At 42.8% G+C, this 20698-nt stretch carries 21 protein-coding genes, 1 rRNA gene and 1 pseudogene; 13 read left to right on the top strand and 10 right to left on the bottom strand.

All coding sequences use genetic code 11. The features are described from left to right. Positions 1-329: ribosomal RNA gene (locus WC615_RS14675) — 16S ribosomal RNA — on the bottom strand; the annotation flags it as partial. A 1857-nt stretch (positions 330-2186) separates the two neighbouring features. Between WC615_RS14675 and WC615_RS14680 the strand changes: the two genes are divergently transcribed. The 4 genes from WC615_RS14680 (at position 2187) to WC615_RS14695 (ending at position 5670) form a co-directional block, all read left to right on the top strand. Then, entirely contained in the window at positions 2187-3119 is a 933-nt protein-coding gene (locus WC615_RS14680; protein WP_372978840.1) for an outer membrane protein assembly factor BamD, read from the top strand. 16 nt (positions 3120-3135) lie between these two features. Next, complete coding sequence (locus WC615_RS14685) at positions 3136-3480, top strand: DNA-directed RNA polymerase subunit omega (RefSeq protein ID WP_067056089.1); 345 nt, start codon at positions 3136-3138, stop codon at positions 3478-3480. Between the two features lie 94 nt (positions 3481-3574). Further along, positions 3575-4777 (top strand): bifunctional phosphopantothenoylcysteine decarboxylase/phosphopantothenate--cysteine ligase CoaBC, encoded by a 1203-nt coding sequence (gene coaBC / locus WC615_RS14690; RefSeq protein WP_372978841.1) that lies wholly within the window; start codon positions 3575-3577, stop codon positions 4775-4777. Next, on the top strand, positions 4774-5670 hold the full coding sequence (locus WC615_RS14695) for a DUF4835 family protein (protein WP_372978842.1): 897 nt from the start codon (positions 4774-4776) through the stop codon (positions 5668-5670). The genes coaBC and WC615_RS14695 overlap by 4 nt, the downstream gene beginning before the upstream one ends. Before the next feature lie 33 nt (positions 5671-5703). On the opposite strand, the gene WC615_RS14700 is transcribed toward WC615_RS14695, so the two are convergent. The 3 genes from WC615_RS14700 to WC615_RS14710 all read right to left on the bottom strand — a co-directional run bounded on the left by WC615_RS14700 (position 5704) and on the right by WC615_RS14710 (position 7144). Then, positions 5704-6012, bottom strand: coding sequence for a DUF3817 domain-containing protein (locus WC615_RS14700; RefSeq protein WP_372978843.1), 309 nt, complete (start codon positions 6010-6012; stop codon positions 5704-5706). Between the two features lie 10 nt (positions 6013-6022). Beyond that, entirely contained in the window at positions 6023-6490 is a 468-nt protein-coding gene (locus WC615_RS14705; RefSeq protein ID WP_372978844.1) for a hypothetical protein, read from the bottom strand. A gap of 66 nt (positions 6491-6556) precedes the next feature. Further along, the gene (locus WC615_RS14710) at positions 6557-7144 is read right to left on the bottom strand and encodes a TetR/AcrR family transcriptional regulator (RefSeq protein WP_372978845.1); all 588 of its coding nucleotides are present in this window, start codon (positions 7142-7144) and stop codon (positions 6557-6559) included. A 160-nt stretch (positions 7145-7304) separates the two neighbouring features. Here WC615_RS14710 and recJ point away from each other — a divergent pair, with 160 nt between their 5' ends. The 4 genes from recJ to WC615_RS14730 all read left to right on the top strand — a co-directional run bounded on the left by recJ (position 7305) and on the right by WC615_RS14730 (position 11936). Beyond that, on the top strand, positions 7305-9002 hold the full coding sequence (gene recJ / locus WC615_RS14715) for a single-stranded-DNA-specific exonuclease RecJ (protein ID WP_372978846.1): 1698 nt from the start codon (positions 7305-7307) through the stop codon (positions 9000-9002). An 83-nt stretch (positions 9003-9085) separates the two neighbouring features. Next, positions 9086-9826, top strand: a complete 741-nt coding sequence (gene lptB / locus WC615_RS14720) for an LPS export ABC transporter ATP-binding protein (RefSeq protein WP_191177314.1) — start codon at positions 9086-9088, stop codon at positions 9824-9826. Between the two features lie 98 nt (positions 9827-9924). Beyond that, complete coding sequence (locus WC615_RS14725) at positions 9925-11448, top strand: GH3 auxin-responsive promoter family protein (RefSeq protein WP_372978847.1); 1524 nt, start codon at positions 9925-9927, stop codon at positions 11446-11448. Between the two features lie 86 nt (positions 11449-11534). Next, positions 11535-11936: a hypothetical protein gene (locus tag WC615_RS14730; RefSeq protein WP_372978848.1), complete on the top strand. Its 402-nt coding sequence runs from the start codon at positions 11535-11537 to the stop codon at positions 11934-11936. Positions 11937-11986: 50 nt separating this feature from the next. Here WC615_RS14730 and folP read toward each other — a convergent pair whose 3' ends face one another. Next, complete coding sequence (gene folP, locus WC615_RS14735) at positions 11987-12859, bottom strand: dihydropteroate synthase (protein WP_372978849.1); 873 nt, start codon at positions 12857-12859, stop codon at positions 11987-11989. 122 nt (positions 12860-12981) lie between these two features. On the opposite strand from folP, the gene WC615_RS14740 reads away from it, so the two are divergent. From WC615_RS14740 to WC615_RS14760, 5 genes are read left to right on the top strand one after another with little or no spacing between them, the layout of a single operon-like run. After that, on the top strand, positions 12982-13521 hold the full coding sequence (locus WC615_RS14740) for a DUF1599 domain-containing protein (RefSeq protein WP_372978850.1): 540 nt from the start codon (positions 12982-12984) through the stop codon (positions 13519-13521). After that, positions 13521-14672 (top strand): BT_3928 family protein, encoded by a 1152-nt coding sequence (locus tag WC615_RS14745; protein WP_372978851.1) that lies wholly within the window; start codon positions 13521-13523, stop codon positions 14670-14672. The genes WC615_RS14740 and WC615_RS14745 overlap by 1 nt, the downstream gene beginning before the upstream one ends. Continuing rightward, positions 14672-15184 carry a shikimate kinase gene (locus WC615_RS14750; RefSeq protein ID WP_372978852.1) on the top strand — a complete coding sequence of 171 codons (513 nt, stop codon included), beginning with the start codon at positions 14672-14674 and terminating at the stop codon, positions 15182-15184. The genes WC615_RS14745 and WC615_RS14750 overlap by 1 nt, the downstream gene beginning before the upstream one ends. A gap of 5 nt (positions 15185-15189) precedes the next feature. Next, entirely contained in the window at positions 15190-15702 is a 513-nt protein-coding gene (locus WC615_RS14755) for a hypothetical protein (RefSeq protein WP_372978853.1), read from the top strand. Next, positions 15699-16520 (top strand): tetratricopeptide repeat protein, encoded by an 822-nt coding sequence (locus WC615_RS14760; protein WP_372978854.1) that lies wholly within the window; start codon positions 15699-15701, stop codon positions 16518-16520. Before WC615_RS14755 ends, WC615_RS14760 begins: the two co-directional genes overlap by 4 nt. 2 nt (positions 16521-16522) lie before the next feature. On the opposite strand, the gene WC615_RS14765 is transcribed toward WC615_RS14760, so the two are convergent. From WC615_RS14765 to WC615_RS14785, 5 genes and pseudogenes are all read right to left on the bottom strand, one after another. Then, positions 16523-17032, bottom strand: coding sequence for a phosphoribosyltransferase family protein (locus WC615_RS14765; protein WP_372978855.1), 510 nt, complete (start codon positions 17030-17032; stop codon positions 16523-16525). A 52-nt stretch (positions 17033-17084) separates the two neighbouring features. Then, on the bottom strand, positions 17085-18860 hold the full coding sequence (locus tag WC615_RS14770) for a S41 family peptidase (RefSeq protein ID WP_372978856.1): 1776 nt from the start codon (positions 18858-18860) through the stop codon (positions 17085-17087). A gap of 100 nt (positions 18861-18960) precedes the next feature. Then, positions 18961-19353: a hypothetical protein gene (locus WC615_RS14775; RefSeq protein ID WP_372978857.1), complete on the bottom strand. Its 393-nt coding sequence runs from the start codon at positions 19351-19353 to the stop codon at positions 18961-18963. A 154-nt stretch (positions 19354-19507) separates the two neighbouring features. After that, entirely contained in the window at positions 19508-19909 is a 402-nt protein-coding gene (locus tag WC615_RS14780) for a hypothetical protein (RefSeq protein ID WP_372978858.1), read from the bottom strand. Positions 19910-19928: 19 nt separating this feature from the next. Next, a pseudogene (locus WC615_RS14785) lies at positions 19929-20698 on the bottom strand (hypothetical protein); the annotation flags it as partial.

Genomic DNA, 20698 nt, shown 5'->3' on the forward strand with positions numbered 1-20698 from the left:
CCGTGTCTCAGTACCAGTGTGGGGGGTCATCCTCTCAGATCCCCTAAACATCGTAGCCTTGGTAAGCCATTACCTTACCAACTAGCTAATGTTCCGCATGCCCATCTTAATCCTATAAATATTTGATTATCAGAAAATGCTATCCGATAATGTTATGCGGTGTTAATCTCTCTTTCGAGAGGCTATCCCCCAGATTAAGGTAGGTTACATACGTGTTACGCACCCGTGCGCCACTCTCATGAAAAGCAAGCTTCTCAATCCCGTTCGACTTGCATGTATTAGGCCTGCCGCTAGCGTTCATCCTGAGCCAGGATCAAACTCTCCATTGTATAATGTGTTGTTCAAATCCAGACCCTATTAACTCAATCAATAGAAATCTGTAAAAAAAAATATTCTCTTACATTATCCGCTTCTCTCGAGCTTCGCTGTTAACTTCCAGTCCGTCCTTACAGACTCGCTGCTGTTACGCTGCATAATTTATTCTCTATCTCTTTTAAGAACTTATTCGGTCGTCTGTCTCAGACTTCCTTTATGTTGTCGGTTATTGCAACCTAAACTTTCAATTTGTTTTAGTTAAGAATTGCTCTTAACTTTTTAACGTTATTTTCGAAACCGTTTCCGATTTTTTCTCCCTCGTTTTGGGATTGCAAAGGTAGAAACCTTTTCTGAATTTGCAAACTTTATTTTTTTTATTTTTTCAAGCTGCTTTTCCAACGTACAAACCGTAAATCGTTTCCTCTTTAGCGGGCTGCAAAGGTAGTAACCTTTGTTGATTTTGCAAACTTTATTTTTTAATATTTTAAAGCTGCTTTTTCAATGTACAACCGCAATTTTGTTTCCTCTTTTGCGGGCTGCAAAGGTAGTAACCTTTGTTGATTTTGCAAGCTTTATTTTCAAATAAATGTTGTGCTATACTTTCAGAGAACGTCCCGCTATTTCGTTTGCGGGCTGCAAAGGTACGTACAAATTTCACTTACGCAAATGGTTTGATTGTTTTATTGATAGTGTAATTGTAACACACAGTAAATGAGGGTGAAAAATTTGCATTTAATTTGATTAAACTGCCTGAATTAGAGCTTTAGTGTGCATTTGGGCTGTTTATTATATATGAAAGTATTTTATAATAGTTTTTTGTTTTGGGCTGGTTTACCAGGTTTATGCTTGTTTTGGGCGGAATAATGGGTTTAAAACTCATTATTACCTAAACAACCTGTTATTGGGAGATCCATGTGCATTGGAGTCTATTTAATATATAAAGCAAATTTCACCCGGTTATCTAATGATTAGTGGACCACTATAATCATCCGCCCGCTCAATTGCCGCGGGGGCTGTTAGTTTTTAGTGGTTGTTTGTTTAATGTACTCAAGAGGGTTTCGCCGTTTGTCATGATACAAAGTAATCAAAAATCAAGTCAGAGCGAATGCTTCCTGCGCTCCCTGCCGGTTCTTAACGCTTTTGCTGGCTGACTCGCTGTGCTGAGCTTTTGCCCCACGCTTTTCTCCAACTGTCATCCTGAACGTAGTGAAGGATCTATCGGTTATGCCTGTCGGCTATTAGATCCTTCACCACGTTCAGGATGACAAACAGAACCGCGTTAAGGATTGCAGCGGATACCGGCCCGGCGCATAAGGCCTGCAGGCGTATGAGCGGAAAGCCTAGGCCGAAGGCAACGCCTATATTATATATAGTATATCAGCAAACAAATCCTTCCTTTCGGTATGGCCTTCCATTACCGCTTCCTGTTTAGATACATTATATAATATATACAGCGAACCTTTGCTGCTCTCCGCATAAAATCCACCAGATATAACACTGCCTATATATACTATATAGTATACACCACACTTTTACCAGCCAACCTCATAAAACGCCACCTTATATATACTATATGAATATATACATCCCTTTCCTCCAAACTATCCGGATAACACTACCTATTATATACTATATAATAATGCCTGTTGGGTGTAAAAGCAACCGACGTAAACAAAGCGACGGTTACCTGTATACATATGTATAATCAGCCCGTGTAACTATATTATACAAGCACCACACTACCCGACCGCCAACAACGTTAAAAGATGTTAAATACGTACACTCTCTATATATAGTGCGGAATTGGCATCATATATTCGCCCACTAAATAAATAATTGACTGATTTATAATATTCAACTATCTTTGCAAAATGTTTAAAAAACAACTACTCATATTTTCGGGCGTAATGTTTATGCTAATTATTACGCTTGGCAGTTGTAAAAGCAAATACGATAAGCTAAAAGCGAGTAACGATAACGCTAAAAAATACCAGGAGGCTGTTAAGTACTATAATAAAAAGGACTATACCAAAGCTTTGGGTTTGTTTGAAGACCTGGTGCCGCGTTACCGTGGCCGCGATGAAGCGCAGGACCTTTTTTATTACTATGCTTATACCAACTACAGGCTTAAGGATTATACATCGGCAAGGTTTCACTTTAAAACTTTTGCTGATACTTACCCATCGAGCCCAAGAGCTGAGGAATGCCGCTTTATTGCTGCTTACTGCTTTTACCTGGATTCGCCTATCTACTCGTTAGATCAGGAGAACACCACTAAGGCGATTGAATCACTGCAGTTGTTTATTAACCTTTACCCTAAGAGCGACCGTGTTACCGAAGCGAGCAAGCTGATACAGAACCTGCGCGATAAACTGGAGCAAAAATCGTACGCCGATTCGAAACTGTATTTAACAATAGGCGATTACCAATCGGCAGTTATTGCATTTGGTAATACGCTGCGCGATTACCCGGACACTAAGTACGCTGAAGAAATAGAATTTTTAACAATACAGGCACAATATGAGTTTGCTAAAATAAGCTACGAACGGAAGCAACCTGAACGTTTTGGACAAGCCATAAGCTTTGCCGACGAGTTTATAGAGAAGTATCCGCAAAGTAAATTCCTGAAAGAGGCAAACGATTATAAAAAGAACAGCCAACAAGGCATTGAACGCGCAAATAAAGTATTGGCTGAAGCCAGCGCAAACATGAAACTTGCGCAAAAACTTGCTAAAAAGGATACAACCAATACAGCACAACCACCGTCAATTAAAGACAGGAATAATCAGAAAATACCATATTAATAATAGATAAAAAGACATGAACGTTAACAACCCAACTAACAAGCCAGCTGTAGCCAGCAGCACAGTTACCCGTGACCTGCGTGAACTGGATGTGAAAACCGACAATATATATGAGTCGTTGGTAATTATGTCAAAAAGGGCAAACCAGATATCAAACAATATAAAAGAAGAGCTGCACCAAAAACTTTCTGAATTTGCATCAGCAAATGATAACCTGGAAGAGGTTTTTGAAAATCGCGAGCAGATTGAGATATCTAAATACTACGAAAAATTACCCAAACCTACTTTGGTAGCTGTACAGGAATTTTTAGATAACAAGATCTACTACCGCAACCCGGCTAAAGAAGCAAGGGAACTGTAAGCGCTGCGCTTAATTCAAAATATTAAAGTCAAAATTCAAAAGTTAGGTGTTGTCCGCTTTTGAATTTTGACTTTTTATTTTTTACTTTAACACGATGCTGGAGAATAAAAAGATAATTTTAGGGGTTTGCGGAAGTATAGCAGCGTATAAATCTGCCACATTGGTACGTTTATTAGTTAAGGCAGGTGCCGATGTACAGGTGGTGATGACACCCGATGCTACTAATTTTATTACGCCGCTTACCCTCTCTACCCTATCAAAAAGGGCGGTGTACTCCGAGTATTTTAAACCCGAAACGGGCGAGTGGAACAACCACGTTGAGCTTGGCCTTTGGGCCGATGCCGTAATTATTGCGCCGGCAAGTGCCAACACTATGGCTAAAATGGCTGGAGGCTTGGTTGATAACCTGCTTACTGCTGTGTACCTATCGGCCAAATGCCCGGTATATTTTGCACCGGCTATGGATCTGGATATGTGGAAACACGAAACCACGCAGCATAACATCGCCGCCCTTCAATCTTTCGAAAACATTTTGATTCCTCCGGGGAATGGCGAGTTGGCCAGTGGTTTGCATGGCGAAGGCCGAATGGCTGAGCCGGAAGAAATAGTAGCATTCCTGACGGATGATATTAAAAAGAAGCTACCCTTATTTGGCCAAAACATGCTGGTTACTGCAGGCCCTACCTATGAGGCTATTGATCCGGTGCGTTTTATTGGTAACCATTCCTCAGGCAAAATGGGGTTCGCTTTGGCAGATGAACTGGCTTCGCTTGGGGCTGATGTTACTTTAATTGCCGGGCCAACTGCGCAACAAAGTATATTTAAAAGCATAAAACGCATTGATGTAGTAAGCGCCGCAGACATGCTGAACGCCTGCCTGGCCAATTTTGATAAAGCCAATGCCTGCGTGATGTGTGCTGCCGTAGCCGATTATACCCCGATTACTGTAGCATCGCAAAAAATAAAAAAGCATGATGATGGCCTGAGCATCGAACTGAAGAAAACCACCGATATATTAAAAACACTCGGCCAGCAAAAACGTACAGGGCAGGTACTGGTTGGTTTTGCGTTAGAAACAGAAAACGAAGAACAATACGCGATTGATAAGCTTAAAAAGAAAAACCTTGATCTAATTGTGTTAAATTCGTTGAACGATGCGGGTGCCGGTTTTAAAAATGATACCAATAAAGTAACTTTGATAGACCGTAACTTACAGAAAACCACCTTTGAATTAAAAAACAAAACCGAGGTGGCGCGTGATATTTGCCTTAGGGTTATTGAACTGCTAAAAAAATGAAGAGATACCTAAGCTTTGCCGTGTTATTTTTTACCTGCATAGCCACACAGGCGCAGGATTTGAATGCGCGTGTAAAGGTAGTAGCGCCCAAAATACAGGTAACCAACAAGCGCGCCCTGCAAACGTTAGAAACCGCCATGAAAGATTTTTTGAATGGCCGCAAATGGAGCGCTGATGATATTGCCCCCAACGAACGTATAGATTGCAACTTTGTACTCAACATTACCGCATGGGATGGCAGCAGTAACTTTAGCGGCGAATTGCAGGTGCAGTCGTCACGCCCGGTGTATAATTCTACTTACAGCACTACCCTGCTTAATATTAACGATAAGGATTTTGATTTTACCTATAGCGAAGGTCAAACTATTGACTATAGCGATCAGAATTTTCAGAGCAACTTAAGTTCGGTAATGGCGTTTTACGCTTATATTATTGTGGGAATGGATTATGATTCATTCTCAAAATATGGCGGTACGCAGTATTTCCTGAACGCGCAAACCATCTCTATAAACGCGCAAACCACCTCTTTTAAAGGCTGGAAAGCTTTTGATAATAACCTTAACCGTTATTGGCTGGTAGAGAACCTGAACAATAAGATCTACAACAACCTGCGCGAGTTTATCTACAACTATCACCGCAACGGGCTCGATATTATGGCCGATAACCCTGCCAAAGGCCGCAAATACATCAGCAGCATACTGCCTGTGCTGAACCAGGTGGACCGTAAGCGCTTAGGATCGTACTTCCCGCTGGCGTTTTTTACAGCCAAGAATAACGAGTTGGTATCCATCTTCAGCAATGCATCGCCACAGGATAAGATAGCAGCCATGAATATCCTTTCGCTGGCCGACCCTGCAAATGGTGGTAAATACCAGGCTTTAAAGGGAAAATAGATTTCAAAAACCCCAAATCCTAAGCGCTCAATTCTAAATAGTGTTTGCACTTCTCAGAATTTTCCGGTCGATATAAAAAGTACCGAAAGGGATGATGCAGGCCAGCAATACTTTGGTTGTGGTTTTTAGCTGCCATTTTTGCTCTACCCCCACACTTACGGTATTCACAATAAACAACAGGAACAATGCGCCATGTACCGGCCCCACGGCTTTTACCATAGCCGGATCATGCCCGATGTATTTAAGAGGCACCGCTATAAAGATCAATACCAATAGCGAGACCCCTTCTAAAAAACCAATAATGCGCAGGCGGCCGATGTTTGTGAAAAGTAGTTGTTTCATAACGCGAAAATTAAAAAAATTGTAAATATGGGCGTTGCGCCAGCGGCGAGAACGGCCACGGGATAGCGACAAGTATCACCAGCAACGCTACGCCGAACCAGATCAGCATGGTTTTGAATTTATCCCTGTCAGTTACTTTACGCTTGGCCATTGCAGAGCCTATAGTGATTATAACAATAGCTGATACCATCAGCAGCAAATGCAGCACACCAAAAAAGAAAGGTTGGGTTATCCGTCCGTTACTACCGGTTGCGTGCAGGGAGAACCTTGCATTGGGGCTCTGCGTGTACAGTACAATACCCAGCATTAGCTGAATATGCGCGGTTGTTGCCGTCCAATGCCTCAGGGAATCGTCGCCTTTTGTAAAAGGTAGTTTTTGGGTATACCTGGTATAAGATCGATAAATGGAATAAAGCAAAGTGCCCAACACCGCCCATCTAACTATCGAATGAAAAAATAACAGCGTGTTTAACATCATTATAAAATATTAAGCTACAAATATATCAAAACATACCAATTGGTATGTTTTAATTCAAAAAATATATTAGCCTAATTGTTTAAGGTAGTTTTTTAGCTCGTGCAGATAAATATTGTAACAAGATGAGCCCATAGCCTTACCCATATTACGGATGCCGCTATAGCCGGCAACCACAAAGCAAGCCACGTATTCGGCATTTACATCGGCCCGGATCTCCCCAGAAATTTTACCCTGGTTAATGCTTTCTTTTATCGCATCCTGCCACTGGTCGGTAAGTTTTAAAAGAGCTTGTTTAAAATCCTCGTTCAGGGGCGACATCTCTTCTATCAAATTCACCGCGGGGCAACCATATTTCGCCCTCAGAACCGGCACCTTCAATAATACTACCCGCATCATTTCGTGGATATCATTGATGGGGCTTTTTGCATCCAACAGGGGCGTTACCAAACTGGCATACATACCGGGGAAGATGATCTCGTTGATCATGGCCAGTCCCATCTCGTCTTTATTTTTAAAATGGTAAAAAAACGCGCCCTTGGTAACCTGTGTTGTGGCCAAAATATTATCAATACTCGTAGCCTGGTATCCCTGCTTATAAATAAGCTCGAAGGACTTGGTCAGGATCATGGTGCGTGTATTGGCAGCTTTAGACATTCTTTTAAATACTAATTAGTATGTAATGCAAACATACCGGTTAGTTAAGTAGCTTCCTAATTTTATTTTCCAGATAGCCCATTTCATTAAAATTTAAACCTTGCCTCTGCGTTTTATCAACCATTAGCTATCTTTACTCTTTTTAAGCGAAAAACTATTTATGACTAAACGGTGGGTACTAAAAGATGCGGCAGATAGGGTTACAGTACAGGAACTGGCTGCGGGTCTTAACATCAATTCCGTTTTATCTACCCTACTGGTTCGCCGGGGCGTTAATACCTTTGATGAAGCTAAATACTTCTTTCGCCCAAGTCATTTGCACCTGCACGATCCTTTCCTGATGCAGGATATGGAGAAAGCCATCACCCGTATTGAGCAAGCCATCGCCAATAATGAAAAGGTTATGGTTTATGGCGATTACGATGTGGACGGCACCACGGCGGTAGCACTGGTTTACAGCTTTTTCAACAAACTTTACAAAAATATTGAATATTATATTCCTGACAGGTACAAAGAAGGATACGGCATCTCCACTATTGGTATAGATTACGCGAAGGAAAATAACTTCTCACTTATTATCGCACTGGATTGCGGTATAAAATCAGTCGATAAGATAGCATACGCTAATACGTTGGGGGTGGACTTTATCATCTGCGACCACCACTTGCCGGGAGAAGAATTGCCTGCGGCAGTTGCCGTGCTCGACCCCAAACGTGCCGATTGCGCCTATCCTTATAAAGAACTTTCGGGCTGTGGAATTGGTTTAAAGCTGATACAGGCCTGGTCAGAAAAATACGACCTGCCATTTGAAGGCGTAGCCGAATACTTCGACCTGGCAGCCATCAGCATAGCCTGCGATATTGTACACATCACCGGCGAGAACCGTGTACTGGCACACCTTGGGCTGCAAAAGATAAATGAAAACCCGTGCATAGGTGTTAAAACCCTGATGCAGGTTGCAGGCCGCACGGGTACTTATACCATAAGCGATGTGGTATTTTCATTAGGGCCGCGTATTAACGCTGCCGGCCGTATTGATGATGCCAAGCATGCTGTTGAGCTTTTAATAGCCTGCCATGAAGATGCCGCCAAAGAAAAAGGCGACATGATTAACATTCGCAATACTGAACGCAAAGGCCACGACCTGCAAATTACCGATGAGGCTTTGGGCATGATAGATAACGACGAGGTGATGATAGCCCGTAAATCAACCGTGGTGTTTAACGAGAATTGGCACAAAGGCGTTATCGGCATTGTAGCATCGCGCCTTACCGAAAAATATTATCGCCCAACTGTGGTACTTACCCGCTCGAACGGGCATGTGGCAGGTTCGGCACGTTCTGTTTTAGGGTACGATCTTTACGAGGCGCTGTGTGGCTGCAGCGATCTGCTGATACAATTTGGCGGACATAAATACGCCGCCGGATTAACTATGGAGCCGGAAAATGTACCGGCCTTTATCCAAAAATTTGAAGAGGTGGTTAGCGCTACCATTACCGAAGAACAACTGATACAACAGGTAAGTATTGATGCCGAGATAGAATTAAAGGATATCGACTCCAAATTTTTCAGGATATTGAGCCAGTTTGCCCCTTTCGGGCCTGAGAACATGTCGCCGGTATTCCTCAGCAAAAATGTGTATGTTAGCGGTAATGCCGGTTTGGTGGGTGGTAACCATGTTAAGATGTTTATTATGCAACCGGGCTCGGCAGCGTTTAGCTGCATAGCTTTTAACCAGGCCGAACTGTTGCCTCAATTAAAACCGGGCGTACCATTTGACGTTTGTTATACCATTGAAGAAAACGTATGGCGCGAACAGCGTACCATACAATTAAATATAAAAGCAATACGCATTTAAGTAAAAAGTCAAAATTAAAAAGTCAAAAGTTATAAGCTTAGACTTTAAACCATTTTGAATTTTAACTTTTGAATTTTGAATTAATGATATTACGGGCAGAAAATTTAGTAAAAAAATATAAGCAGCGTACCGTTGTAAACGATGTAACGTTCAATGTGGCGCAGGGCGAGATTGTGGGTTTACTTGGCCCGAACGGTGCCGGTAAAACTACATCCTTCTATATGATTGTAGGTTTGATAAAACCCAATGAAGGCAAAATATTTTTAGAAGACGAGGATATAACCGGCGACCCAATGTACCGCCGGGCGCAAAAAGGAATTGGCTACCTGGCCCAGGAAGCATCGGTTTTCCGTAAGCTTTCTGTAGAAGACAATATAAAGGCTGTACTTGAAATGGGTAAAATGCCAAAAGATAAGCAACAGGATAAACTGGAAGAACTGATAGATGAGTTTAGTTTGCACAAAGTACGCCGTAACCGTGGCGACCTGCTATCGGGTGGTGAACGCCGCCGTACCGAGATTGCCCGCGCCCTTGCTGCCGAACCAAACTTCATTTTGCTGGATGAGCCCTTTGCCGGGGTTGACCCTATTGCGGTTGAGGAGATCCAGGCGATGGTTGCCAAACTAAGGCACCGTAACATTGGCATCTTAATTACCGACCATAACGTTCAGGAAACCCTGTCTATCACCGACCGGGCCTACCTGCTTTTTGAAGGCAAGATCCTGGAATCTGGCGTACCCGAGGTACTGGCCGAAAACGAAATGGTACGTAAAGTTTACCTGGGTGCCAACTTTGTATTGAAAAGAAAAACATTTCCGCAATAATTATATATTTGATAATCAATACGTTCAAAACATTAACAGTGTTCACGGCAGTGAACGTGAACACTATAAACCATCAAAAATAATTATAAGCTTAACGTATGACCATATTTAACTCTGTATTTACCTGGTTCATGAAAAAGCGTATCCACCAGATAGAGCTTTTTATGAAATACCCCAACGAGGTACAAGAGGAATGGTTTGAGCAATTGGTTGCCGGCGCCGAAAATACCGAGTGGGGTAAATTATACGGCTACAAGAGCATCGAGAACCTCGCGCAGTTTAAAGAGCGGGTACCCATCCAAAACTATGATACGTTAAAACCCTACATCGAGCGGATGCTGAAAGGCGAGCAAAATGTGCTGTGGCCTTCAGAGATCCGCTGGTTTGCCAAATCATCGGGTACCACCAGCGACAGGAGTAAGTTTATCCCCGTTAGCGAAGAATCCTTAGAGGAATGCCACTTTAAAGGCGGTAAAGATATGCTTACGCTGTACTTTAATAACAGGCCCAACGCGCGCATTTTTACGGGTAAAAGCCTAACGCTTGGCGGCAGTCATCAGGTTGGGCAGCTTAACGCCGATACCTTTTTTGGCGACCTATCCGCCGTAATCATGAAAAACCTGCCTCTTTGGGCCGAGTTTTACCGTACCCCCCACCTGGATATTGCCCTGCTGGAAAACTTTGAAGAAAAAATTGAGAAGATGGCCTATGCCACCAAAGATGTAAACGTAACCAGCATTAGCGGTGTACCTACCTGGAATATCCTGCTGTTTAAACGTATCCTGGAAATAACCGGCAAAAAAAACCTGCTGGAAGTGTGGCCAAACCTCGAGCTTTACTTCCACGGGGCGGTAAACTTCACCCCCTACCGCGAACAGTTTAAAAAGCTGATCCCGAATGACGATATGTATTATCTGGAAACCTACAACGCATCCGAAGGTTTTTTTGGGATACAGGATACAGAAGAGCCCGGTGATATGCTGTTAATGCTCGACTATGGCATCTTTTACGAATTTTTGCCCTTGGAGCATCTGCACGACGAAAACCCCGAAACGCTTACGCTTGACGAGGTAGAACTGAACAAAAACTACGCGTTAATCATCACTACAAACGCAGGCCTTTGGCGTTATATGATAGGCGATACCATTCGCTTTAGTTCGCTGTCGCCTTTCCGCATCCAGATAACGGGCCGCACCAAACATTTTATTAATGCTTTTGGTGAGGAACTGATCATTGATAATGCCGAACGGGCACTGGCCGAGGCTTGCTCACAAACCGGTGCCATTATTCGCGATTATACCGCCGCCCCCATTTATTTTAATGATAAAGAGTGCGGTGCGCATGAATGGCTGATAGAATTTGAAAAACACCCGGCAGAATTTGACCGTTTTGTTGACCTGCTGGATGAAACCTTGCGCCGGGTAAACTCCGATTACGACGCCAAACGTTTTAAAGATATGGCGCTTCGCCGCCCGCAGGTTAAGATTGTTGCCCCAAACACATTCTTTAACTGGATGAAAGGGAAAGGCAAAATTGGTGGGCAACATAAAGTACCCCGCCTGGCCAATAACCGCGAGTATGTAGATTCCATTTTGAAGATGACAGAACTAATAATAAATTAATTCACAATAACTTAACACAAACTTAATCCCCCTTTCTGTATCACACATACACTTATAGCCGTAATAGCTTTATTAAATTAATCGAAATGAAAAAAGTATTACTGTTTGTGGCTATAGTAGCCTGCCTTGTATCTTGTAAAAAGGATAGGAAAAAAGTTATTATTGATGACCGGGGCGTAGTTTTCGGCACCTGGGAATTAAGGGCTGTGCAAGGTGGTTGGGGCCAGCCCCAAATCTTTACCAAAGGCAATGGTAACAAATTCACCTTTAAGCCCGACAGCACTTATATTAAGTACGCTGACAATGCCATTGAAAAGCAGGGTAATTTTTCCATTCGTTTTATAGGTGAAGAAAAAGGTGCGAGATACGGCACCCTTACTCTGACCGATCCGGCGTATACAGATGCGTTCAGTTTCAAACTCGACACCATTGTTGTGGGTACTTCAGCTGCTGATGGCCCTACATATCAATACGTGAGGGTAAAGTAACAACATTCCAATCCCTTATCGTCACCCGGATCACCCCCGGGTGACGATTATTATAAGATCTCCGGCCCTCTCCCTTTTAAAGCTTCGTATATCTTAACCGCTTCTATAGCCTCTTTTACATCATGCACACGCAAAATATTCGCGCCTTTCATCAGGGCAATGGTGTTTAGCGCGGTAGTGCCATTAAGGGCCTGGTCGGCGGTGGTACCTAATAAACCATAGATCATTTTTTTGCGGGAGATGCCGGCCAATATTGGTAATTGCAGCCGGTCGAACTCATTCATCCTATTTATTAGCGCATAGCTATGCTCGGGCTTTTTGGCAAAGCCGAAACCGGGGTCAAGTATGATATCATGCACGCCCATTTGCTTTAGCTGATAGATCTTCTGTACAAAATAATCAAACACCTCGGCAAATATATCCTCATAATGAGCCAGTTGCTGCATAGTTTGCGGGTTGCCTTTCATGTGCATTAAAATATATGGTACATGTAAACGGGCAACCGTGGTAAACATATTTTCATCCAACTCGCCACCGGAGATGTCATTGATGATATGCGCACCCGCTTTTACAGCCGCTTCAGCAACACCGGCGCGGAAGGTGTCGATAGAAATAATGGCCTCCGGATGGTTTGCAACAATCGCTTCAACTGCAGGTAGCAGCCGGTCTGTTTCTTCCTGTTCGGAGATATCCGCAGCGCCCGGGCGCGACGAATAGGCGCCCAAATCGAGGAAAATAGCGCCCTCAGTTAGCATTTTTTCGGCCTTCAAACGTACCTGTTCGACTTCTGTTGTCCTGCTAACGGCATAAAACGAATCCGGCGTGATATTGATGATGCCCATCACTTTTGGTGTGGTCAGATCTATCAATTTACCACCGGCATTTATGGTTACCTTTTTCTGAAAAAATGTATCTTTAGCCACTTTGATAGTTGAAATGTTGTGAGGTTGAAACGTTGTAAAGTTAAAGTACTTTATACAAAACCTTTCCCTCTATTTACTAATAACATTTCAACCTTCAAACATTCCAACATTACAACAAAACAGTGAGCAACACAGCAGAAGAATACGAAGCGGTAATAAATGTTTGCAAAGGGCTTTTCATCAAAAAAACCCGCGATTATGGCACAGCTTGGCGTATACTACGGATAGAATCAATCACCGACCAGATCTTTATCAAGGCCCAGCGTATCCGTACGCTTGAGGAAAAACAGGTATCAAAGGTTGGTGAAGATATTACCGGCGAATATATTGGTATTGTAAATTATTGCGTTATTGCCATGATGCAGCTGGATTGCAGCCCCGACACGCCTACCGAGCTAAATCCCGACGATGTGGAAATGTTATTTGACGGCAAAGTTAACGAAACCAAAGAACTGATGTTCGCCAAAAACCACGACTATGGCGAGGCCTGGCGCGATATGCGTATCAGCTCGTTAACGGACCTGATACTGATGAAGTTGCTTCGGGTTAAGCAAATAGAAGATAACAAAGGCCAAACCCTGGCATCCGAAGGGGTTAAAGCCAACTACCAGGATATGCTGAATTACGCAGTGTTCGCGCTGATAAAATTGGGAGTAAAATAATGAAAAATGGTTTAGTTTGGTTTTGCAGGATAGCCGTTGGCTTATTGTTCATTTTTTCGGGACTGATAAAAGCAAACGACCCGCTTGGTTTCTCTTATAAACTGGAAGAGTACTTTGAGGTTTTCCACATCACCTGGCTAAATGGCTTTGCTTTAAGCATGGCTATTATACTTTGCGCATTAGAAATGATACTGGGCTTTGCCCTGCTTGTAGGCACCCGTGCTGTAAAAGTAATTTGGGGCTTATTGCTGCTCATCATCTTTTTTGCATTCCTTACGTTTTACTCGGCTTACTTTAAGGTGGTACAAACCTGCGGCTGTTTTGGTGACGCTATTCCGCTTACACCGTGGCAGTCGTTCGGTAAAGACATGGTGTTGCTGCTGCTTGTACTCGTGCTTTATGTAAACCGCAAAAGCATCAAATCGTTATCCAACACTAAAACCGGCGATAAACTGCTGATAGGTGCGGCTGTTGTTTCTATAGGTTTCGGCCTTTATACTTACAACTTTTTACCCGTGGTTGATTTTCTTCCGTACAAAATTGGCGCAAACATCCTGCAGGAGATGAAAACCCCGCCGGGTGCTGTGCCTGATGAATTTGAGGTTACCTACAACCTTAAAAACAAAAAAACAAAAGCAACCAAAACCATGACCGATAAGGAATACATTAAATCGGGCATATGGAAGGATACCAATTGGGAAGTACAAGGCAACCCCGAAAGCAGACTTATTAAAAAAGGGTTCGAACCAAAAATACGCGACCTGAATATACAGGATGCACAAGGCAATAATTATAATGAAGAACTGCTAAGCAACCCGTTTTACAGTTTGGTTATTGTGGCTTACGACCTTGCACATACTAATGAAGATGCCGTTAACCGTATCAATGCGCTGGCTATTAACCTTACCCAAAACTATAATACACGCACTATATTTTTAACATCAAACGCGCCCGATCAGGCGCAGCAATTCGCTAAAGAGCATAAACTGGTAAGCGAATTATTTTATGCCGATGGCGTACCGCTTAAAACTATGGTACGTTCAAACCCGGGTATTATATTATTAAAGAATGGCACCGTGGTAAACAAATGGCATTTTCATAACATGCCAAAGTACGACGACCTTGTTAAAAACTACCTGAGCAAACAATAATGGGCCTGATATTTTTAGTTGGATTTATGGGCTGCGGCAAAACCACCATGGGCCGCAAATTAGCTACCGCCTTAGGTTACGAATTTTTAGATCTCGACCACGCCTTAGAAGCACATGCCGGCATGCCCATTCCCGAATATTTCGCAGCCCATGGCGAGGATGAATTCCGCAAGCTGGAATCGAGTATATTAAAAGAAACAGCCTATCCCGAAAACGCGATTGTATCAACCGGCGGCGGGCTGCCTTGTTTTTTCGACAATATGGATTGGATGAACGCGCATGGCCAATCCGTTTATATGAAGCTTACGCCTAAAGCATTGGCATCCCGCTTAGAGCATGCCAAAACGCCCCGCCCGGTATTACAAGGCAAAAAAGGGGATGAGCTGGTTGCATTTATAGAAAGCAAACTTGCCGAGCGTGAGCCTTTTTACAGCCAGGCATCGGTAACAGCCGAAAGCTTTGTCGATCTTACGCCCGAAAACATCCTTCGGCTGCTTAACCTGCAACAATAAGCCATATGAAGTTTGCCGGAAGCCTATTATTTTTCATGCTGCTTCTGGGCAATTTTTTAAAAGCGCAGGATATTACCAAAGCAAATAGCTACCCCGAACAAGTTGGCGAAATCGCATTCAACCCCAAAACAGATAAAGCAAATTTTGAGCTTTGTGATAATGGCTGGACTTACGAATACTACGGCCCGGGCACTACTTATAAGGGAGGTGCAAAAGCTCTTAAGTCATCCCTGCTAACACACTACAGGTACAAACCCGCATATAAAAATATCACGGGCTACGTAACCATACGTTTCCTGGTAAGTTGCAAAGCACAAACAGACCGCTTCCGGGTATTTCAGCTTGATGACAATTATCAAAAAACAAACTTTGATGCGGGCTTTGTTACACACTTAACTACGCTTTGCAAATCGTTAGATAAATGGGTGGCGGGTAGCTTTAATGGCAAGCCGGTTAACACTTATTACTATATTAATTTTAAGATGCTTAACGGCAGGATAAAGGAGATAACCCCATGAGGCACCTGATCCTGATATTTCTCTGCTATTTGCCCTGCATCGTAAAGGCGCAAACCAATTGCGACCTGTATAAAGACCAGGCACACAAAACCGCTTGCCAGCTATACTGGAAAGCGATAGGATATAACCAAGGGTCAAACCGATCGCAGGAATTGTTTCAGCAATCATTAAAGGCATGCCCAACCTTCGGGCCTTCTCTGCATGAAATGTCGGTACCGTATTTAAAACGTGGCGATTTTTACAACTGGAAACAACTGATGGACCGCGCCGTAAAAGCCGACCCTATATGGCTGAGCGACCGCGGCTGGTGCCTATTTAAGTTTTTACACGATTACAAAAACTCTTTTAACGACCTGAAACGCCTGTACGATATTAATAAAGGCAGGCCGGGTTACTCGGGCGATGGCGATTACGATCTGCGTATTGTAATGGCCCTTAATCAAAGGCAAATGGAGAACTATAGCGCAGCTTTAGCTTATTTTAAAGAGTGTATTACAGATAACGAAAAAAAGAATGGGGTGGGTTTATTTGATTACCTGCATCTGGGTGTAACCCGTATGATGGCCAAAGATTACAAAGGCGCAATTGCCGACCTGAACCGCGAAACTAAAAAATATGAAAAACTGGCGGATACTTATTACTATTTAGGTTTATGCTATAAAAAACTCGGGCAACGTAAAAACGCTTTTAACAGCTTTACCAAAGCCTATTCACTGTTCACCAAAACAGGCTATCACCGTAACGATCCATATTGCGAGGAACCAGACCAGGTGTATTTACTTGATATTGAGTTGGAATTAAAGAAGTTTGGTAAATAATTCTACCTCAAATAAACCGCATCTTCCTGTCCTGCTACATCCAGCACAACGTCAACATGCTCTTTAATAACGGTTGACAGGGCTATACCGGCATAATCGGTAGTTACCGGGAAGTTCTTATGGTTACGGTCTATGAGCACAACGGTGCGCAGTTTCTTCAAAGGCACATCCAAAAACACACCGAAACCATAGGCAAGGGTTTTGCCGCTGTTCAGCACATCATCTACCAAAACGATTACTTTGTTGCTGCAATCCTGCACATCGAAATCTATTTTGGCGTGCAGCTGGCTGCTTTGCTTATCAAGCTCAATGGTTAATAAGCGGCTGGTGAACGGTGCAATTTTATCTAAGATGGTCTTTAACCTTTCGGCTACATGGTTGCCACGTGGCAGGATGCCAGCTATCAGGATCTCCGTCTCGTCAAAATTATCTTCCAATATCTGGTAAGCAATACGGTCTATCTTTTGCTGTATTTGCTGCTGGTTTAATATCAGGATCTTTTTATCAGACATGGCATCAGGGCTGTTTATACACCAAATATAGCATTAATGATAATTACCGGTTTTAATTTTTGTTATTTATCATATCAATAGCCGCTTGCAGCATGGTATCCTTATCATTTATAAGATCGGCCGCCAGCGGGTGTACTACCTTATCAACCTTAACACCTTTGCGCTGGGCATAAGTACCATCCGGGTAAAAAATAGCGTTGCCTGTAAAGTAAAACTCATACCCGCCGGGCAGCATTAACATTTTCTCATCGCCATCCGCGCCGGCAGATTGCTCGCCAATAGTGACACTTTGCGGGAATATCCTTTGCAACAACATTGTATTGTATTCGCTAAGGCTTAGCGTTTGCCCGTTGGTAATAATAACCACCTTACCGTTGTATGGAAAATGACCGGGCTGGATACCGGGCGGGCGATAAGTGGTAGAATCAGTATCTAATACATAGTTGCTAAAATTGGTAATATCCGCCTTATAATACTGTGCTGGGTACTGGTTATTCTGACCAAACTTTTTATATACGTAATTTAAAAAACCACCCCAATGCGGATAACCCCGCATATCAAATATGATCCCTTTGCCTTTGGCTGCGATGTTAAAGACAGAATCCATCCCTTCAGCAAACCTTGCATTCGGTATACTATTTGTAAAGCGTGTGGCATCCTCTATTTTAAAGCGTACAATACCCGGGCTTACATAATCGGTTTCGGTACCGCTGTATTCCGGCTTCATTATTTTGTTAATGTAGTCGGTAATAACAGGTATATCTTTTTGCCCGGCCCACTGTAACATAGTGGATTTTTCCACGCCGTTGCGCGTATACAAAATTTTGCTTTGCAGGGTATCTGTAACAAAAAACAAGTTGTTAATATAAATGCCCAAACGGTTAAGCAGGGCGTTGCGGTTTGATGCCGATAACATAGTTGCTAATTGGTTTACGCGGCCCTGCACCGTATAATTACCAAACCCGGTAATTATATCGCCTGCCTGTATGCCTGCTTTTTCACAAAGCCCGGGTATTAAAATTTTGGTTACCAATACCTGTTTATCGTTCAGCAGCTTATAATCAAAGGGAGGATAATATATTGTTTTAAATAGCTTCCTTTTGTTTTTCATCTCTTTATAAAAAGGGAAGGTATGCGTATCGTTTAAACGGGCGCTAAGTTTAAGCAACTGCATTTCATAATCGGTACGGGAGTTTGCCTGCGTAAACATGGGGATAAACTCTTTTACATCATTATCCCAATTAGTATCCATTAAATATTTATGCGGATCCAAATAATCAATAGCAGCCTGCATTTTGGCCAGAGTAAGCATACGATACGCGTAAGGGATATTTACGCTATCGGCAAAAGCGTAAGGTTTTTCGTGAGGAAGATCGGGGATGTAAAACTTTGCCGGGTGATAAAAATGGCCTGTATCTGCAAAACGATTTTGATAAATATACTGTAGTTTCCCCTCAACTGCTTTCGATAAAAATTGATCCTTAATGAACCACGCCTGGTTGATATTGTTGCTCAGGATTTTATTTGAAGATGCTTTTATGTTTGATGGCCGCACCTTTACCGCACCCAATTGCTGAAGCATTTTTGAAATTGACAGATTAAATTCGATGTTGTTTTTTGCTTGATCTATCGCCGGTAAATTGCTCAGAAAAATGCTGTCGGCATCCATTTTGCCGGAAGCAATAGCAGGATGGTTGTATTTTAAAAAGCCCCATACTTTAAAAAAGTAATACTTTTTTTGATTGGTATCATTTGTTTGTGCAGATGCCGGCCGGGCAAACAAAATCGCAAAAAATACGGCAATAATAAGGCAGGCTTTAAGTTTCATAAATAAGCGATGAGATCGATTTGTTGCTGGTTTAATATCAAGATCTTTTATCAGACATTGTTGACAATGATATTTTGATGTGTAAATATAAGGGGAATAATTATTCTTCAATTGGTTTCCAAGTCCCCTTTGTAAAGAACACATTGCCAAACTTTGAGGAATTAAATACGTAGTAAAACGAGAATGGCGCTCTATAAAGGGTGGGCTCTAAATCAATAATATGATGACTTGGCGTATCTGGATGAAATACAATCCGCGGGCTTAAATAATTCCCAATAAATGATATGCTGCCGGTATATGTTTTAATTATTACGCTGTTATCTGTAACATAAAACTTAAACCTATTTTGCTTAGTAAGTTCTAACCTGTAATGGCTGTATTGCCAGTTAGTTTGCCTGCCTTTAAAGAAGTCTCGTTTGATTACATAGCTGCCATAGATATCGTCGACAGTAAGAACCTTCTTATCGGTAAAAAACTGCACTACAAATGACAAAATAACTACGCCGAAAACTGCGGCCCATAAGGTCAAGAGTAGTCCAATAGAGAACTTTGTCCTTTTGACAATAATTATGATTATTAAAACAATCGTTAAAGGGATCAGAATAAAAACTACAAACAAGTTAAAGCCAAATCCCATATCTTATTCACTAACTTTTTATGTACGGATAATACACAAAATTTGCGCCCTCGGGTACTACCACAAACAGGCACATAAAATCGTTAGGATTTTTATAGGTAGATAAGAAGCGTTCTTTCAGTTCGGTTTTGATGATGCCGCGCTCTACAAACTCTTCAATAGTTGATGCGTGGATGCTCCATTCGGTATTAAGTTCTATCCTGTCCAGGATCAGTTCGCCCAGTTTAATTTCGTGCTGATGGGCGATGAATATCGGGTGTAACGATAGGCCTTCTACCATGATCTCTATCGCAACCTCGCGGATAGATTCATTAAAGAATTTAAGGTCGCGCTCTAAACTAACCAGCGGACTATCCTTTTTCGGTTGTTCTTTCCCCCCGGTTCTTTCGTTCAATAATTCTTCGGCGTCCATATCAATTTATCTTAAAATATTATTCTTCGGGTTGTTGTGGTTTGGTTGTTTTGGCATTGAACCTTGGCTTAAAGCCAACTTTCGGCGCAGCCGGTGTTTCCACAGGTGGCATTGGTTCTATCACATCTGCCGGTTTATCTTCAGCGGCGGCTTGCTCAGGTACTATCTTTTCCCCTTCAGAGGCTTCAGCGGGTTTCGGCGCCATCGTTTTCATATTGAAACGTGGTTTAAACCCTGGCTTTGGCGCTGTGTTTGTTTCTGCAGGTGGCGGTGTTTCTGCCACATCTGCCGGCTTATCTCCTGTAGCAGTTGGTTCAGCTTTTTCTTCAGCAGTCTCAGTTGGTTTTGCTGCCATCGTTTTCATGTTGAACCGCGGCTTAAAGCCTGGCTTTGGTGCTGTAATTTCTGATGGTGCCGGTTCTGCGGCAGGCTCAGCTTCCGGTTTTACCCCTTCTGCTTCCGCAGGTTTTGGCTCGGCCATTTTCATGTTGAACCGCGGTTTAAACCCGGGTTTCGGTGTTGTGCCTTCCGATGGAGTTGTTTCCGCAGCAGGCTCCTGCTCTGATTTTGCTTCATTCGCTTCCGCAGGTTTTGGCGTTACCATCTTCGCATTAAAACGTGGCTTAAAGCCGGATTTCGGTGCGGCAGCTTCTGCCGATGCCTCGGTTTGCGGCGTGGCGGGTTGTTCGATAGCCGGGGCATCATTTTGCCCGGTAACAGGTTCTGCGGGTTTACTTACCATACCCGGTTTAAACCTGGGCTTAAAACCTGTAGATGGTGCCGCGATGC

Source organism: Mucilaginibacter sp., assembly GCF_041663085.1.
Lineage (GTDB): Bacteria > Bacteroidota > Bacteroidia > Sphingobacteriales > Sphingobacteriaceae > Mucilaginibacter.